Here is a 16,436-nt window from a genome sequence, read left to right as displayed (position 1 = left end):
CGGTACAGGCTTCAGGTCAGTTCTGCCTCAACCCGGTCCCGGCCTGCCTGCTTGGCTGCATACACCCCCGCGTCCGCCCTCAGCAACAAGGCATCCGCCCCCTCCCCCAACCGCCACCCGGCCACGCCAAAGCTCGCAGTCACTTTGCCCACCCCATCGACCGGCACGCTGCGCACCCCTTGCCACAATTCCATGGCCAGCATCCGCGCCTGCTCGGCATTGCTGCCCGGGCACAGCACCATGAACTCCTCCCCACCCAACCGGCAGAACACATCGGTGCGGCGCAAGCGCTGACCAATCCGTTGGCACAAACAGCGCAGCACATGGTCACCCACGGCATGACCGTACTGATCGTTGATCCGTTTGAAATGGTCGATGTCGAGCATGATCACGGCCAGGTCTAGCTCATCACGCTGGGCGCGATCCAGTTCGACCTTAAGTCGTTCCTGAAAATAGCGGCGGTTATGAATGCCGGTCAGCGCATCGGTCACCGACAGCGCTCGCAGCTCTTCCTCCACCCCTTTGAGGTCGGAGATATCGGTCAGATAGCCATGCCACAGCGTGCAGCCGTTTTCGCCGACCTCCGGCGTTGCCTCGCCGCGCACCCAACGCAACCCGGCACGCGGCAGGCGCACCCGGTACTCTTCGCGCCACGGTGAAAGGTGTTCGGCGGAATAACGCACCGAACGGCGCACCCGCTCCAGGTCATCAGGATGAATGCGCTCGAATACCACCGAGGCATCCTCGCGCAGCAACTGCAGGTCGACCTCGTAGATGTCGAACAGCCCCTGGCTGGCATAGGGGAAGCACGAGTGGCCATCGGCGTCCAGACGGTATTGATAGATCCCGCCCGGCACTTCCGCGCTGAGCTTCTCCAGCAAGCGATCACGCAGGGCCAGGGCCTCGTGCACCCGGCGCCGCTCGGTCACATCGATGCAGATCGCCAGGTAGCCGACCCAGAGCCCCTGCTCATCGAGCACGGCAGTGACCAGCATGTTGGCCAGCAAATGGCTGCCATCCTTGCGCACCAGGGTCCACTCGCCCGGCTCGCCGCCACTTTCCTGAATGGTCTCGGCGAACATCGCCTGGCCTCCAGCGATATGCCGCCCATAGCGCAGGCTCAAGGCATGGGCGCGCTGGCTGAGCTCTTCAGGCATCACCAGATCTTCCAGCTGCAGGTGCCCGATGGCTTCACTGGCCGAATAGCCGAGCATGCGTTCGGCACCGGCGTTGAAGGTGCTGACCTCGCCCTTGAGGCTGGTCGCGATGATCGCCACCTGGGTCGCGGCATCCAGTACGCTGCGCAACTGGTTGTGGGTCTCACGCAACGATTGCTCGCTGACCCGCAGTTGCGCCGTGCGCTGCTCGACCAGGGTCAAGGCTCGCTGGCGCTGGCTGAACAGGTTGTACAGCAACGTGCTCAGCAACAGGCTCAGCAAGCCGCCGAGCAACCCCACAGCCAAGGCGGCGGTGGACTGGTTGGCCTGCAGGAATGCCTGGCTAGGGCGAATGTCGAGCTGGAAGTGGTGGTCGGCAAGGCGCAGCAACTGGGTGCTGACCAAGGCCAGTGCCGCCACCGGGTTCTGCGAATCAAACAGCACTTCATGGCCATCGCGCCCGCTCGGGTCGATGATGCGCACCACCAGGTTGTCATCCGCAACGACAGGCAGGCCTTCAGTGACCAACTGGCGCATGTTCAGCAAGGCCATGACATAACCCGCTGGCGGGTCATTCGGCCGTGCATCGGAGAACACCGGTGCGACCATGAGCAGCCCGCGGCTGAAGTCGGGGGCGACGTTGAGCATGTCCAGCGGTTCGGAAACCGCCATGCTGCCTGGCTGCAGTGCCCGGGCCAAGGTCTGCTCGCGGGCCGGCTGGCTGCGCAGGTCGAGCCCGTAGGGTTGCCCCTGCATATCGCCGGCCTGGGTATAGAGCACGGGGTAGTAATAGGCGCGCTGTGGCGAAGGGTGCCAGTTACCGGCGCCGTCCTCCTCGCGGATCTGGTAATCCTGCCCCAGCCAGGCACTGGCCTGGCGCTCGAACTCGCGCCGCTGCGCGGCCTCGACCCGCGGCGCCCAGGAATAGGCCTGGGTCCGCTGCAGCAAGGGCCGGGCATAGCCATTGAACTCGCTCGGGGTGATTTCGCTGGAGTAGGTGAAGAAGCGCCGCAAACCATCCAGGCGTTGCTCCTGGTCGTCGAAGCGCTCGGCGATGCGGCTATGGCGCTCGCTGGCCAGCAGCTCGAAGCGCTGACGCAACTGCTGCTTGTAGAACGCCTGCGCGGCCAGCGCCAGGCCCGCCGACAGCAGGACGCCGGCCACCAACGCGACCAGCGCCACCGCCCAGGCAGCCATCGCCTCGCTGCACAGGCCCAGCACCTTCGCACGCACGCCCCACTTCGACATAGATCGATCTCATCACGTCAGCGTCCTGCGAATCTTCTGGCCCTGTGCTGAGTTATAGCTATTGGCCATTAGGCGCGCAATGCGCCTCGTCGAATTAACGCAACTGCAGGCGCCAGGCGCGGTGGATGCGGTTGTTGCGGGCGAAGTCCGGGTCCAGGGTCTGGGCGCTGATCTCCTCCACCGCATAGCGCGTGCTCACATGCTCATCGAGCCGGAACTTGCGGAAGTTGTTGGAGAAATACAGCACGCCACCGGGCGCCAGGCGGGCCATGGCCAGGTCGAGCAGTTGCACATGGTCGCGCTGGACGTCGAACACCCCTTCCATGCGTTTGGAGTTGGAGAAGGTCGGCGGGTCGATGAAGATCAGGTCGTAACTGTCGCGGTTGGCCTCCAGCCAGGCCATGACATCGCCCTGCTCCAGGCGGTTACGCTCGGAGAAGCCGTTCAACGACAGGTTGCGCCGTGCCCAGTCCAGGTAGGTTTTCGACAGGTCGACGCTGGTGGTGCTGCGGGCACCGCCCTTGGCCGCGTGCACGGTAGCCGTGGCGGTGTAGCAGAACAGGTTGAGGAAGCGTTTGCCGTTGGCCTCGCGCTGGATGCGCATGCGCATCGGGCGGTGGTCGAGGAACAGCCCGGTATCGAGGTAGTCGGTAAGGTTGACCAGCAGCTTGACGCCGCCTTCGTTCACTTCCTGGAAGCGACCTTCGGTGGCCTGGCGCTCGTACTGGCGGGTGCCGCTCTGGCGCTCGCGGCGCTTGAGCACCACGCGCTGCGGGTCGATGTTCAGTGCCTGGGGGATTGCCGCCAGGGCATCGAGCAGGCGTGCCTGGGCCTTGTCCGGGTCGATGGAGCGCGGGGCGGCGTATTCCTGCACGTGCACCCAGTCCTGGTAGAGGTCGACTGCCAGGGCATACTCAGGCATGTCGGCATCGTACAGGCGGTAGCAGTCGACCTGCTCGCGGCGGGCCCACTTGCCAAGCTGCTTGAGGTTCTTCTGCAGGCGGTTGGCGAACATCTGCGCGCCTTCCGACAGGCGTGCCGGCTCGCTGGCAACCGCCGCTGGGCGACGCGTCTCGCCATTGTCGGCCTGGGCCTCGCGGCGCTCGCCGGTGACGAACTGGTCAGGCTGGACCTTGAACAGCAGCAGCTTGCACGGCAAGGCGCCGTTCCAGAAGGCATATTGCTTGTGGCTGCGGATGCCCATGCGCTTGCCCAGCTCCGGTGCGCCAGTGAACACCGCCGCTTCCCAGCCCATGCAGGCCTGGCGCAGGCGCTCGCCAAAGTTCTGGTAGAGGTACAACAGGCTGGCCTCGTCACCCAGGCGCTCACCGTATGGCGGGTTGCTGATGACCAGGCCTTTCTGGTTCTGGTCCGGGCGTGGCTCGAAGGTGCTGACTTCGCCCTGGTAGATCTTCACCCAGTCGCCCAGGCCAGCACGCTCGACGTTGTTGCGCCCCGGCTGGATCAGCCGTGGGTCGGCCTCATAACCGCGAATCCACAGTGGCGGCTTGGCAAGGCCCGCTTGCGCGCGGGCCAGGCCCTCTTCGTGGACCTTGCGCCAGGTGGCCGGCACATGGCCGAGCCAGGCACTGAAGCCCCAGCGCTCACGCTTGAGGTTGGGCGCGATGTCGGCGGCAATCATCGCCGCCTCCACCAGGAAGGTACCGACACCGCACATCGGGTCGGCCAGGGCGCCGCCTTCGGCGGCAATGCGCGGCCAGCCGGCGCGGATCAGCACCGCCGCCGCCAGGTTTTCCTTCAGCGGCGCGGCGCCTTGCTGCAGGCGGTAGCCACGCTGGTGCAGGCTGTGGCCTGACAGGTCGAGCGAGAGGATCGCCTCGCCACGGTCCAGGCGCAGGTGCACGCGTACATCCGGGTCGACCTTTTCTACCGAAGGGCGCAGGCCCTCACGGTTGCGCAGCTTGTCGACGATTGCGTCCTTGACCTTGAGCGCACCGAAATGGGTGTTGTCGATGCCCGAGCCATGGCCGCTGAATTCCACGGCCAGGGTGCCATCGGCGGCCAGGTGGTCAGCCCAATCGACAGCGTTCACGCCATCGTAGAGGTCGTCGGCGTTCTTCATCGAAAAGCGCTTGAGCACCAGCAACACGCGGTTGGCCAGGCGTGACCAGAGGCACAGGCGGTAGGCGGTTTCCATGTCGGCGGCGCCGCGAATGGCCGAGGTGTGCTCACGCACTTCATCCAGGCCGAGGCCTCGGGCCTCTTCGGCAAGCAGGCCTTCCAGGCCTTTGGGGCAGGTGAGATAGAGTTCGAAACGGTCCGACATGAGTTTTCCAGCGCCTTGGGCTATGTAAGTGACGAGGCGACGCATCGCCTTGCCGATGTTTGCCCGAACGCCCTTCCAGCAAGCGTCCGAGTGGCCTTCCCGACTGCGTCATCGCAGCCGGGGGCCGGGCCGCCTGATCGATCTGCCGCTCACCAGGTGGCAAAAACAGCTTAGATCATCAGGCAGTACCAATAATTTCCGTCGACTTCAGAGCCCGTGTGACCCTTCGTCGCATTACCAGATATTTCTGCCATCTCGTCGCAACGCTGGCGAAATGACGTCAAGGTTCGGCAAACCCTGATCATAGCGGGCTCAACGCCAAACAAGGTTGAGTCGCATTTATTTACTTATCCCTTCACCCTTGGAAAGGTTACGTGCTTATGACAAATCGATCATTCACAGGGTGACCTGCATTCGTTAGAACTGGTCTCAGGCCGCTTCGCAACGAGGCGGCACCTTCAGCTCGCCACGCCGGCAGCGAGCGCAAAACCGGCAGAAAGACTCTGCCCGGCCTCGGAGAGGCCGACGGGACATTACAGTCAACAAGTGAGGGCAACACCCTATGAGAAGACTTAAGCGTGATCCGTTGGAAAGAGCATATTCACGTGGCTACCAATACGGGGTCACCGGCAAATCCCGCGAACTTTGCCCCTTTACACTTCCTTCTGTTCGCCAAGCCTGGATCAACGGCTGGCGCGAAGGTCGCGGTGATAACTGGGACGGAATGACTGGCACCGCTGGCATCCATAGACTCAACGAAAATCACGCCGTTGGCTGAACGAGGACACTGAATTCGAGTTACCATGCGCGCCCTATCCGGGCGGCGGGCTTCGGCCCAGGGGCCCCTTGACGGGGCCCTTTTTTATGGCCGCCTTCAGGCCTTGGGCATTGCCGCGATCGCATCCACCGCTTCACGAATCAGCGCCGGGCCTTTATAAATGAAGCCCGAGTAGATCTGCACCAGGCTCGCCCCAGCGGCGATCTTCTCTGCCGCATGGCGGCCTTCGGTAATGCCTCCGGCGGCGATGATCGGCAGCTTGCCACCCAGCTCGCCCGCCAGCACCTTCACAATGTGTGTGCTCTTCTCCAGCACCGGCGCACCCGACAGGCCACCGGCCTCGCCACCATGCTCCAGCCCTTCGACGCCCTCGCGGCCCAGGGTGGTGTTGGTGGCAATCACCGCATCCATTCCCGATTGCATCAGGGCCGCTGCCACCAGCGCGGTTTCCTCGTCGCTCATGTCTGGCGCAATCTTGATCGCCAGCGGCACCCGCTTGCCATGCTCGGTGGCCAGTTGCTCACGGCGTTCGGCCAAGGCATCGAGCAGTTGCTTGAGCGAGTCGCCGAACTGCAGGCTGCGCAGGCCCGGGGTGTTCGGCGAGCTGACGTTGACGGTGATGTAGCTGGCCTCGGTATAGACCTTGTTCAGGCAGATCAGGTAATCGTCGACCGCACGCTCGACCGGGGTGTCGAAGTTCTTGCCGATATTGATGCCCAACACGCCGTCGTAGCGCGAAGCACGCACGCGCTCGAGCAGGTGATCGACGCCCAGGTTGTTGAAGCCCATGCGGTTGATGATCGCCGTCGCCTGCGGCAGGCGGAACAACCGTGGCTTGGGGTTGCCCGGCTGCGGACGCGGGGTCACCGTGCCGATCTCGACGAAGCCGAAGCCCAGCTGGGCGAAGCCGTCGATGGCCGCGCCGTTCTTGTCCAGGCCCGCCGCCAGCCCCACCGGGTTGGCGAAGTTCAAGCCCATCACGGTCACCGGCAGCGCGGCCGGCTGCTTGCACAGCACACCGTTGAGCCCAAGCCGGCCACCGGCGCCGATCAGGTCCAGGGACAGGTCATGGGAGGTTTCCGGGGAAAGCTTGAACAGCAGCTGGCGGGCCAGGGTATACATGGGCGGGCAAGGCTCGGGGTGAGTGAGGCAGCGATTATAGCCAGCGCGCGCCCGGCATGACAGGGGCTTGGCACATGGGTTGCAACTTCCCTTGCCTACAGCCTATTCAGTACGGGCGAGGACCTTCGTGAATACAGCACCTCTAGCCTGGGTAAACGGCAGCGATGCACCGGAAAAACCCAGCCTCAACATCGGCTACATGGCCCTGACCGATTGCGCCTCGGTGGTAGTCGCCGCCACTCAGGGCTTCGCCCAGCAGCACGGCCTGACCCTCAACCTCAAACGCCAGGGCTCCTGGGCCGGCCTGCGCGACAAGCTGGCCAGCGGCGAGCTGGATGCTGCCCATTGCCTGTACGGCCTGGTCTACGCCGTGCACCTGGGCATCGGCGGTGTTCCGGCCAGCGACATGGCGGTGCTGATGGGGCTGAACCAGAATGCCCAGGCCATCAACCTGTCGCCGGCTTTGCAGCACCAGGGTGTGACCAGCCCTGAGGCACTGGCGCAACGGGTGCACCAGCATGGCGCACGGCTGACCTTCGCCCAGACCTTTCCCACCGGCACCCACGCCATGTGGCTGTATTACTGGCTGGCCAGCCAGGGCATCCACCCGTTGCATGACGTCACCAGCGTGGTGGTGCCGCCGGCCCAGATGGCGGCACATATCCAGGCCGGGCGCATCGACGGTTTCTGCGTGGGCGAGCCTTGGGCGGCTGCCGCCGTCAGCCAGGGCCAGGGCTTCACCCTGGCCACCAGCCAGTCGATCTGGCCCGACCACCCGGAGAAGGTACTGGCCAGCACCCGCGCCTTTGTCGAGCACTACCCCAATAGCGCACGCGCACTGGTCAAGGCGGTACTCGCTGCCAGCCGGTTCATCGAGCAGAGCCCGGAGAACCTGCGCAGCACCGCGCAACTGCTCAGCGGTAGTGCCTACCTCGACACACCGCTGGAAAACGTCGAGCCGCGCCTGCTAGGCGACTATCAGGACGGCCTCGGCAATGCCTGGCATGACCGGCACGCTCTGCGCCTATACGACCAAGGCCGCGCCAACCTGCCTTACCTGTCGGATGGCATGTGGTTCATGACCCAATTCCGCCGCTGGGGCCTGCTGCGCGACGACCCCGACTACCTCGGTGTGGCTCGCCAGGTGCAGCTGTTGCAGCTGTACCGCGAGGCCGCCAGCGCACTCGGCGTGCCCTGCCCCGAGTCAGCCATGCGCAGCAGCCTGCTGATCGACGGCATACGCTGGGACGGCAGTGATCCGTATGCCTACGCCCGCAGCTTCCGCCTGCACGCCTTGGGCGATACGCCCGATGCCCGGATCGGTCTGTGAGGGCCTTCGCCATGCTGCGCATACTGCTGATCGACGACACCCAGAAGAAACTTGGCCGTCTCAAGGCCGCACTGCGCGAAGCCGGGTTCGAAGTGATCGAGGCCCCAGACCTGACCATCGACTTGCCGGCCTGCGTCGAAACAGTGCGTCCGGACGTGGTGCTGATCGATACCGACTCACCCGACCGTGACGTGATGGAACAGGTGGTGCTGGTCAGCCGCGACCAGCCACGGCCAATCGTGCTGTTCACCGACGAGCACGACCCGGCGGTGATGCGCCAGGCGATCCAGGCCGGGGTCAGCGCTTACATCGTCGAAGGCATCCATGCGGCGCGGCTGCAGCCCATTCTCGATGTAGCCATGGCGCGCTTCGAGAGCGACCAGGCGCTCAAGGCCCTGCTGCTGGCCCGCGACCAGCAACTGGCCGAGCGCAAGCGCATCGAGCAGGCCAAGGGGCTGCTGATGAAGATGAAGGACTGCAACGAGGAACAGGCCTACACCCTGATGCGCCGGCAGGCCATGAGCCGGCAGCAGAAGTTGATCCAGGTGGCCGAGCAGATCATCGCCATGCATGAAATGCTCGGCTAGCCCGGCAGTATCGACAGGGCTGCCAGATCCAAAAAGTTGGCCCAGCTCTTGCTGAAGATAATCCACCGGTAGCCAACGGCGGTTGCCTCATAAAACTCCCGACAAAGACGTCGCTCTCCCCTCCACGCCAGTGGACCGGGTAGCGGCGTCTTTTTCGTTTCCGTTGCATTGCCGAGTGAGGTGTTCGATGAGTACCAGCTTCTGGAAATCCGGGCATGTGCCCACGCTGTTCGCCGCGTTCCTGTATTTCGACCTGAGCTTCATGGTCTGGTACCTGCTTGGCCCGCTGGCAGTGCAGATCGCCGCCGACCTGCAACTGAGCGCCCAGCAGCGCGGGCTGATGGTGGCCACGCCAATCCTTGCCGGTGCAGTGCTGCGCTTCATCATGGGTGTACTGGTCGATCGCCTGTCGCCGAAGACCGCTGGCCTGATCGGCCAGGTGATCGTCATCCTCGCCTTGGCCTGCGCCTGGTACCTGGGTGTGCACACTTATGAGCAAGCCCTGCTGCTGGGTGTGTTCCTCGGCGTGGCCGGCGCCTCGTTCGCCGTGTCGCTGCCGCTCGCCTCGCAGTGGTATCCGCCACAACACCAGGGCAAGGCCATGGGCATCGCCGGCGCAGGCAACTCCGGTACGGTGTTCGCCGCCCTGCTCGCCCCGGTGCTGGCCGCCGGGTTTGGCTGGAACAACGTATTCGGCTTTGCCGTGCTCCCGCTGTTGCTGGCCCTGGCGCTGTTCGCCCTGCTTGCCCGCAATGCCCCGCAGCGGCCCAAGCCCAAGGCGGCAGCCGACTACCTCAAGGCCCTGGGCGATCGTGACAGCTGGTGGTTCATGTTCTTCTACAGTGTCACCTTCGGCGGCTTCATCGGCCTGGCCAGCGCCCTGCCTGGCTACTTCAGCGACCAGTACGCCCTGAGCCCGATCACCGCTGGCTACTACACCGCCGCCTGCGTGTTCGCCGGCAGCCTGATGCGCCCGCTGGGTGGCGCCCTGGCCGACCGCTTCGGCGGCATCCGCACCCTGCTCGGCATGTACAGCGTGGCCGCCATCTGCATCGCCGCAGTCGGCTTCAACCTGCCGAGCGCCGCAGCCGCCCTGGCACTGTTCGTCAGTGCCATGCTCGGCCTCGGTGCCGGCAATGGCGCGGTGTTCCAACTGGTACCCCAACGCTTCCGCCAGGAGATCGGTGTGATGACCGGGCTGATCGGCATGGCCGGTGGCATCGGCGGCTTCCTGCTGGCGGCAGGGCTCGGCGCCATCAAGCAGCACACCGGCGACTATCAGCTGGGCCTGTGGCTGTTCGCCAGCCTCGGCCTGCTCGCCTGGTTCGGCCTGCACGGGGTCAAGCAACGCTGGCGCACCACTTGGGGCTCGGCAGCGGTTACCGCTGCACGGGTCTGAGGCATGACGATGAGCCTGCAGCTCAGCTTCGCCCAGGCCAGCGCCACCGGGCCACGCACGGAGAACCAGGACGCCCTGCGCCTGGTCACCCCGGCGCCGGAGCTGGCCGCCAGCAAGGGCTACCTGTTCGCCCTCGCCGATGGCGTCAGCCAGTGTGCCGACGGTGGCCTGGCAGCCCGCGCCAGCCTGCAGGCGCTGGCCATGGACTATTACGCCACGCCCGCCACCTGGGGCGTGGCCCAGGCCCTGGACCGCCTGCTACTGGCACAGAACCGCTGGTTGCGCGCCCAAGGCAGCCAGCCGCTGCTGACCACCCTGAGCGCCCTGGTGCTGCGCGGGCGCCGCTTTACTCTGGCCCACGTGGGCGATTGCCGGGCCTATCGCTGGCACGCCGGTCACCTGCAATGCCTGAGCGAAGACCACGTCTGGGACCAGCCCGGCATGCAGCACGTGCTCAAGCGCGCACTGGGCCTGGACCAGCACCTGCTGGTCGACTACCTGGACGGTGAACTGCAAGCCGGCGAGTGCTACCTGCTGCTCAGCGACGGCGTCTGGGCCAGCCTTGGCGACCAGCACATCCAGGCTGTGCTGCGCGAGCAGCCCGACCTGCAGTCGGTCGCCGACACCCTGGTTGCCAGCGCCCACCACAACGGCAGCCAGGACAACGCCAGCGCCTTGTTGGTGCGGGTCGAGCAACTGGGCCCGGCCAACCTCGGCGACACCCTCGCGCAACTGCAGCAGTGGCCCTTGCCTGGCCCGCTGCGCGAGGGCCAGGCGCTCGATGGCTGGCAGGTCGAGACGCGCCTGGCACACAGCCGCCAGTCACTGCTCTACCGCGTACGCGATGCCCAAGGCCAACCCTGGCTGCTGAAAACCCTGCCCGGCGAGCGCGAACAGGAACCGGGGGCCGCCCAGGGCCTGCTGCTGGAAGAGTGGTTCCTGCGCCGGGTCGCTGGCCGCCATTTCCCCGAGCTGCATGCCGCCAGCCAGCGCCAGCACCTGTATTACGTGATGCGCGAGCACAGCGGCAAGACCCTCGCCACGCACCTCGACGACCATGGCCCGTTAGCGCTGGCACAGTGGCTGGAAATCGCCCGCCAGCTGCTCCAGGCCGTCGGCGTGCTGCATCGGCGCAACCTGCTGCACCGCGACATCAAACCGGAAAACCTGCACCTGGGTGATGATGGCCAGGTGCGCCTGCTGGACTTTGGCCTGGCGTATTGCCCAGGCCTGTCCCAGGACCCGTTGCACGAATTGCCCGGCACGCCCTCGTACATCGCCCCCGAGGCCTTCGAAGGCCAGCCACCGAGCCCGCGCCAGGACTTGTACGCCGTCGGTGTCACGCTCTATCGCTTGCTGACCGGGCACTATCCTTACGGGGAGATCGAGGCCTTCCAGCGCCCGCGCTTTGGTCAGGCCGTAAACCCCTCCCGCTACCGCCCCGACCTGCCCGAATGGCTGCAGCACAACCTGCTGCAAGCCGTTGTGGCGGACCCGGCACAACGCTTCGAAACCGCCGAGCAATGGTTGCTGTTGCTCGAACGCGGTGACCGCCAGGAGCTGCCCAGCCGCCCACGCCCGCTGCTGGAGCGTGAACCGTTGAAGGTGTGGCGCACCCTGGCGCTGCTGTCCCTGTTGCTCAACCTGATTCTGCTGTTCGCCCTGCTCAAGGGCTGAACGCGCCTTGCCGATGAGGAAACACTGATGAATGCAAAAGTCTGGCTGGTCGGCGCAGGCCCCGGCGACCCTGAACTGCTCACCCTCAAGGCCGTGCGTGCACTGCAAATGGCCGAGGTGGTGATGATCGACGACCTGGTGAATCCGCAGGTGCTCGTGCATTGCCCACAAGCCAGGGTGATTGCCGTGGGCAAGCGCGGCGGCTGTCGCTCCACCCCCCAGGCCTTCATCCAGCGCCTGATGCTACGCCATGCACGGCAGGGGCGTTGCGTGGTGCGCCTCAAGGGCGGAGACCCATGCATCTTTGGCCGTGGTGGCGAGGAGGCCGCGTGGCTGCAAGGGCATGGCATCGAGGTGGAGCTGGTCAACGGCATTACCGCAGGCTTGGCCGGTGCGACCCAATGCGGGATCTCGCTGACCTCCCGTGGGGTCAGCCGCGGGGTCACGCTGGTGACGGCCCACACCCAGGATGACAGCGAACTAAACTGGGCAGCACTGGCGCAAGGCGGCACGACCCTGGTGGTGTACATGGGCGTGGCGCGGCTGGAGCAGATCCGCCGGGGGCTGCTGGAGGGCGGCATGGCGCCAGGGATGCCGGTGGCAATGATCGAGAATGCGTCATTGCCGCAGCAACGGGAGTGCCGCAGCGATGTATCGGGAATGCTCGAAGACGCCCAGGCATTCGGGCTGTGCAGCCCGGCAATTCTGGTAATCGGCGAGGTGGTTGGGGAACAGGTGATGCAGGAATGGCTGGCTGAGGCCGTGTGATGCGCTGCCTGCACAAATGACAGGCAAAGAAAAACCCGGCCGAGGCCGGGTTTTTCATTGAAGCTTCAAGCCAATTACTTGGACTGAGCTTCTACCTGAGCTTCAACGCGACGGTTGACAGCACGGCCTTCTTCGGTGGCGTTGTCGGCAACCGGACGGGTTTCGCCGTAGCCAACCGACTGAACGCGGCTGGATTCAACACCGTACTGCTGGGTCAGAACCTGCTTGACAGCATTGGCACGACGCTCGGACAGCTTCTGGTTGTAGGCGTCTGGGCCGACGGAGTCAGTGTGACCTTCAACCACGGTGGTGGTCTGTGGGTACTGCTTCATGAAGTCAGCCAGGTTCTTGATGTCGCCGTAGCTGTTTGGCTTGACGACCGACTTGTCGAAGTCGAACTTGACGTCCAGCTCAACGCGAACGACTTCGGCAACAGCCGGGCAGCCATCAGCGTCAACGGTAACGTTGGCTGGGGTGTCTGGGCACTTGTCGACGTTGTCGCAAACGCCGTCGTTGTCGGAGTCGGAGCAGACTTCAGCAACTGGAGCCGGAGCAGCAGCAACTTTGCCACCGCTGCCACCGAAGTTCAGACCAACACCAACGCTTGGGCCCCACTCGGTGTTGCCGTTGTCGATGTTGTACATGGCTTCAACGCCGGCACGGGCGAAGAACATGTCGGTGATGTACCACTTGGCGCCAGCGCCAACGTTGGCGAAGGTGGAGTGGTCACGGCCGCCACGAGTGGCCTGGCCCAGGCTCTCGTGAGCGAAACCAGCGGAAACGTACGGACGCAGAGCGTCGCCGACGGTACCGAAGTGGTAGGTAGCGTCCAGCTTGGCCTTGGAACCTTTGATGTCTTTGTTGAAGACTTCGCCACGAGCGTTGTGAGTCTCGTTGTAGCCCAGGTCCAGGGATACGTCGTCAGTCAGGAAGTAACCCAGACGAACACCAGGGTTGGTGCCGTCGTTCTTGAAGTTACGTTCGCTGTCGTAGTACTGCTTGGTCACGTTGCCTTCGACTTCGACTGCGCCCTGGCCCTGAGCCATAACGCCGAACGAAGTAGCTGCGACGAGCGAGCCAATGGCCAAGCCCAAGGTGTTTTTCAATTTCATCCGTTAAATCCCCATCTGGTGATAGTTAAGCAGTCCCACCAACATCCGGGGGACAACTCGACGGCAAGTCTAGCAGAACTCGCCGATCCGTTAGAGATATTTACAAGGGACTAAGTTTCATCCAGGCCTGCAAATTTCTCACGAAGCTTGTCTAGCGCGCGCTTGTAGCGCATTTTCGTTGCGCTCAAGCCCATGTGCATGATATCGGCGATCTCCTGAAATTCCAGCTCTGCGACAAAACGCAGCACCAGGATTTCCCGGTCGATCGGGTTCACATGCACCAGCCACTTGTCCAGCCCGCCCTTTTCTTCCGGTTTCGGAGCCTTCTCTTCGGACGCCTCTTCGACAGGGTCCAGGCTCAAGGCATCCATCAACCGGCGTTTACGACGCTCCTTGCGGTACTGGGTAATGCATTCGTTGTAGGTAATGCTGTAGAGCCAGGTCTTGAACTTGGACTTGCCCTCGAAGTTCTTCAGACCGTACAGCACCTTCAGCATCACTTCCTGACAGACATCATCAGCGTCGCGGTCGTTCCCCAGATAACGCGCACAGACGTTGAACAGGGTCCGCTGGTAGCGCCGCATGAGTTCCTCATAGGCGCGGGTTACGTGATACAGCTCCTCATGCGAACGCGCCACCAACTCCTCGTCGGTGAGTTCGCGGGGGTCGTAACGCATGGGCGGCGAATGAACTTTATTCAAAACGGATCTGGCCGACAGTCAGGTCAATGTCGCCGCTCAGCCCCATGGGGCGATTTTCGCGGCGGCATACATTAACAGCTTTTGTGCGGTTAGCGGCTATTGACTCGCTGCTCAAGGAGCACGCGATTGGACAGCGACACCAGTTCGCCATCATCGGTCAACAGCGTCGTCTTGACCGTGCCGATCTCTTCGATCATCCCTTCAACCTCTCCAATCCGCACCTGCTGGCCGACCTGGTAGAGTTCGCGAACGTAGATGCCGGCCAGGATCTGCCCAGCGATTTCGCGGCTGCCCAGGCCCATGGCAAGCGCAACGGCCAGACCAACGGTAATCAGCCCAATGACGATTACGTGGTTGAGCAGGTCGGTCTTGACCTCCAGCTGGCTGATGGCCACCGAGATGCTGATGATGATCACCAGGCCCTGGGTGATGCGCCCCAGGCCTGCAGAATATTCCAGGCCGATACCTTCGGCCGCGCCGCGCACCAGGCCGTTGGCCACCTGCGCCAGCAGCACCCCGGCCAGCAGCACCAGGGCTGCGCCGAACACCTTGGGCAGGTACAGGGCAAGCATGTCGAGGGTGGCCGAAACCCGCTCCAGGCCCAGCGATTCAGCGGCAGAGACGAGGAAGATCAGCAACACGAACCAGTAGACGACCTTGCCGATCAAGGTCGAGATCGGCACCTGGATGCCAACCCGGCCAAGCATCTTGGTCAGCCCGGTGCCGGCCATCAGGCGGTCCAGGCCGACCTTGGCCAGGAGCTTGGAAAGCAGTGTATCGAGTAGCTTGGCCACCACAAAACCGAGCAGCACCACGACCAGCGCGCCGAACAGGTTGGGGATGAAGTTCGCCACCTTGGTCCATAGGGCGGTCATGGCAGTGACCAGGCTCTGGGTCCAGAGATCGAGTTCCATATTCAATCGGCCTTATCTGCTTTGCTGCCATTGGCAGCGTTGCGGGTAGAGTGTCGACGCACCGGTGCAACGTGCGCCGAGCCATTGTTCACGGCGATCAGCAGCGCCTGGCTCCAGCGGCCAAGCAGGCTGAACAGATCACCGGCACCGACCTGGCGGTTGGCGGTTTTCAGCACGCGCCCCAGGCACGCGGCATCGTCTCGCTCCTCACCGGAGGGCGACGCCTTGAGCAGGTCACGCAGGGATTCTTCAAACGGATCGTGCATGGGCACCTCGCGCAGTGTCACTCAGAGACGAGGTGGCCGGGCGATGGGTCACACATCGCAGTGGAACGAATGTTTCGAGATGACTCGGCATGTTCATACCCAGCGCAACCGCCGGAACAACCACCACTGCCCCACCGCCAGGCCCAGCACGACGATGCAGGCCAGCAGGAAGCCATACGGGTTGCTCGCCCCCGGAATGCCGCCGACGTTGATGCCGAGCAGCCCGGTGATGAAGCTCATGGGCAGGAAGATGCAGGTGATGATGCCGAAGCGGTACATGGTCCGGTTCATCCGCTCGCTGCGCCGGCGGTCTTCGCTTTCCAGCACCAGCGCCGCCCGCTCGCGGGTCAGCTCAAGTTCTTCGAGGTAACGGATCAGGCTGTTGTTCAGCTCGTTCCAGTAATCGGCGTCGGCATCGCAGAACCAGCTCCATTTGCTGCGCGACAGCTGGGCATAGATCTCCCGCTGTGGCGCCAAAAACCGGCGCAAGCCCGCGGCGCGACGGCGAATCTGCTGCAGGCTGTCATGCTCCGGAGAGTACCGTTCGTCGGATTCAACCTTTTCTTCTTCCAGGTCGACCAGTTCCGAGAGGTCGCTGACCAGGCTCTGGACCTTCTCGGTCAGCAGCTCGCCCATCAACAGCAGCAGCTCGGACGCCGATTTCGGCCCCCTGCCCTCTTCCAGCTGCTGAAGGACTTCATCGCTGGCACGCAATGGCCGCAAACGCAGCGAAATGACCCGCTGCGCCTGGGCATGAATGCGTACCGAAACCATGTCCTCGGGCTCGGCGCCCGGGTTCAGATTGACCCCGCGCAGGAACAGCAGCATCTGCTCACCGGCCTGCGGCAACAGCCGTGGCCGGGTGTTTTCCTCCAGCAGCAGGTCGCAGGCGAACTCGCTCAGGCCACTGTCCTGCAGTAGCCAGGTGCGGGTTTGCGGATGGCTGCGATCCCAGTGCAGCCACAGGCTTTCCTGTTGCTGCAATTGCAGGTCGTCCAGCTCGGTCCGGGCAATCGAACGCGCGCCGCCTTTACCATCGAGCACCAGGGCATGTACCAGCCCCCACTGCGCGTTGTCTTCCTCGAACATC

General features: G+C 64.1%; 14 protein-coding genes. 6 read left to right on the top strand and 8 right to left on the bottom strand.

Features of this window, described 5'->3' with window-relative positions:
- Positions 1–11: 11 nt before the first annotated feature.
- Together F6X59_RS08300 and rlmKL are read right to left on the bottom strand one after the other, a co-directional pair.
- Positions 12–2,405, bottom strand: coding sequence for a diguanylate cyclase (locus tag F6X59_RS08300; RefSeq protein WP_152955815.1), 2,394 nt, complete (start codon positions 2,403–2,405; stop codon positions 12–14).
- A 94-nt stretch (positions 2,406–2,499) separates the two neighbouring features.
- Entirely contained in the window at positions 2,500–4,692 is a 2,193-nt protein-coding gene (gene rlmKL / locus F6X59_RS08295) for a bifunctional 23S rRNA (guanine(2069)-N(7))-methyltransferase RlmK/23S rRNA (guanine(2445)-N(2))-methyltransferase RlmL (RefSeq protein ID WP_152955814.1), read from the bottom strand.
- A 562-nt stretch (positions 4,693–5,254) separates the two neighbouring features.
- Between rlmKL and rmf the strand changes: the two genes are divergently transcribed.
- Positions 5,255–5,470 (top strand): ribosome modulation factor, encoded by a 216-nt coding sequence (rmf, locus tag F6X59_RS08290; protein ID WP_079227119.1) that lies wholly within the window; start codon positions 5,255–5,257, stop codon positions 5,468–5,470.
- Between the two features lie 96 nt (positions 5,471–5,566).
- Here the strand turns inward: rmf and F6X59_RS08285 are convergent, their stop codons facing one another.
- Positions 5,567–6,592: a quinone-dependent dihydroorotate dehydrogenase gene (locus tag F6X59_RS08285; RefSeq protein ID WP_152955813.1), complete on the bottom strand. Its 1,026-nt coding sequence runs from the start codon at positions 6,590–6,592 to the stop codon at positions 5,567–5,569.
- A 127-nt stretch (positions 6,593–6,719) separates the two neighbouring features.
- Here F6X59_RS08285 and F6X59_RS08280 point away from each other — a divergent pair, with 127 nt between their 5' ends.
- The 5 genes from F6X59_RS08280 to cobA all read left to right on the top strand — a co-directional run bounded on the left by F6X59_RS08280 (position 6,720) and on the right by cobA (position 12,353).
- A complete protein-coding gene (locus F6X59_RS08280; protein WP_372240330.1) occupies positions 6,720–7,922 on the top strand; it encodes a CmpA/NrtA family ABC transporter substrate-binding protein in 1,203 nt (400 codons plus the stop codon).
- A gap of 11 nt (positions 7,923–7,933) precedes the next feature.
- On the top strand, positions 7,934–8,509 hold the full coding sequence (locus F6X59_RS08275; RefSeq protein ID WP_152955811.1) for an ANTAR domain-containing response regulator: 576 nt from the start codon (positions 7,934–7,936) through the stop codon (positions 8,507–8,509).
- Between the two features lie 187 nt (positions 8,510–8,696).
- A complete protein-coding gene (locus tag F6X59_RS08270; protein WP_152955810.1) occupies positions 8,697–9,908 on the top strand; it encodes a NarK/NasA family nitrate transporter in 1,212 nt (403 codons plus the stop codon).
- Between the two features lie 9 nt (positions 9,909–9,917).
- Positions 9,918–11,585 (top strand): bifunctional protein-serine/threonine kinase/phosphatase, encoded by a 1,668-nt coding sequence (locus F6X59_RS08265; protein ID WP_152955809.1) that lies wholly within the window; start codon positions 9,918–9,920, stop codon positions 11,583–11,585.
- A gap of 27 nt (positions 11,586–11,612) precedes the next feature.
- Positions 11,613–12,353, top strand: coding sequence for a uroporphyrinogen-III C-methyltransferase (gene cobA / locus F6X59_RS08260; protein WP_152955808.1), 741 nt, complete (start codon positions 11,613–11,615; stop codon positions 12,351–12,353).
- A 74-nt stretch (positions 12,354–12,427) separates the two neighbouring features.
- Here cobA and F6X59_RS08255 read toward each other — a convergent pair whose 3' ends face one another.
- From F6X59_RS08255 to F6X59_RS08235, 5 genes are all read right to left on the bottom strand, one after another.
- Positions 12,428–13,465 carry an OmpA family protein gene (locus F6X59_RS08255; RefSeq protein WP_152955807.1) on the bottom strand — a complete coding sequence of 346 codons (1,038 nt, stop codon included), beginning with the start codon at positions 13,463–13,465 and terminating at the stop codon, positions 12,428–12,430.
- Between the two features lie 110 nt (positions 13,466–13,575).
- Positions 13,576–14,142 (bottom strand): RNA polymerase sigma factor SigX, encoded by a 567-nt coding sequence (gene sigX / locus F6X59_RS08250; protein ID WP_033696348.1) that lies wholly within the window; start codon positions 14,140–14,142, stop codon positions 13,576–13,578.
- 113 nt (positions 14,143–14,255) lie between these two features.
- Positions 14,256–15,080, bottom strand: a complete 825-nt coding sequence (locus tag F6X59_RS08245) for a mechanosensitive ion channel domain-containing protein (RefSeq protein WP_027919410.1) — start codon at positions 15,078–15,080, stop codon at positions 14,256–14,258.
- 2 nt (positions 15,081–15,082) lie between these two features.
- A complete protein-coding gene (locus tag F6X59_RS08240; protein ID WP_103449775.1) occupies positions 15,083–15,346 on the bottom strand; it encodes a CrfX protein in 264 nt (87 codons plus the stop codon).
- A 93-nt stretch (positions 15,347–15,439) separates the two neighbouring features.
- Positions 15,440–16,435 (bottom strand): zinc transporter ZntB, encoded by a 996-nt coding sequence (locus tag F6X59_RS08235; protein ID WP_152955806.1) that lies wholly within the window; start codon positions 16,433–16,435, stop codon positions 15,440–15,442.
- Position 16,436 lies beyond the last annotated feature (1 nt).

The organism is Pseudomonas sp. MN1F, from assembly GCF_009391885.1.
In the GTDB taxonomy this organism is placed as follows: domain Bacteria; phylum Pseudomonadota; class Gammaproteobacteria; order Pseudomonadales; family Pseudomonadaceae; genus Aquipseudomonas.
This window is presented reverse-complemented; position numbering and strand designations above follow the sequence as displayed.

Bases quoted from the DNA above. Each gene is read 5' to 3' on its own strand.
- F6X59_RS08300 (WP_152955815.1), bottom strand. From the start codon at position 2,405: ATGTCGAAGTGGGGCGTGCGTGCGAAGGTGCTGGGCCTGTGCAGCGAG.
- rlmKL (WP_152955814.1), bottom strand. From the start codon at position 4,692: ATGTCGGACCGTTTCGAACTCTATCTCACCTGCCCCAAAGGCCTGGAA.
- rmf (WP_079227119.1), top strand. From the start codon at position 5,255: ATGAGAAGACTTAAGCGTGATCCGTTGGAAAGAGCATATTCACGTGGC.
- F6X59_RS08285 (WP_152955813.1), bottom strand. From the start codon at position 6,592: ATGTATACCCTGGCCCGCCAGCTGCTGTTCAAGCTTTCCCCGGAAACC.
- F6X59_RS08275 (WP_152955811.1), top strand. From the start codon at position 7,934: ATGCTGCGCATACTGCTGATCGACGACACCCAGAAGAAACTTGGCCGT.
- F6X59_RS08270 (WP_152955810.1), top strand. From the start codon at position 8,697: ATGAGTACCAGCTTCTGGAAATCCGGGCATGTGCCCACGCTGTTCGCC.
- F6X59_RS08265 (WP_152955809.1), top strand. From the start codon at position 9,918: ATGAGCCTGCAGCTCAGCTTCGCCCAGGCCAGCGCCACCGGGCCACGC.
- cobA (WP_152955808.1), top strand. From the start codon at position 11,613: ATGAATGCAAAAGTCTGGCTGGTCGGCGCAGGCCCCGGCGACCCTGAA.
- F6X59_RS08255 (WP_152955807.1), bottom strand. From the start codon at position 13,465: ATGAAATTGAAAAACACCTTGGGCTTGGCCATTGGCTCGCTCGTCGCA.
- sigX (WP_033696348.1), bottom strand. From the start codon at position 14,142: ATGCGTTACGACCCCCGCGAACTCACCGACGAGGAGTTGGTGGCGCGT.
- F6X59_RS08245 (WP_027919410.1), bottom strand. From the start codon at position 15,080: ATGGAACTCGATCTCTGGACCCAGAGCCTGGTCACTGCCATGACCGCC.
- F6X59_RS08240 (WP_103449775.1), bottom strand. From the start codon at position 15,346: ATGCACGATCCGTTTGAAGAATCCCTGCGTGACCTGCTCAAGGCGTCG.
- F6X59_RS08235 (WP_152955806.1), bottom strand. From the start codon at position 16,435: ATGTTCGAGGAAGACAACGCGCAGTGGGGGCTGGTACATGCCCTGGTG.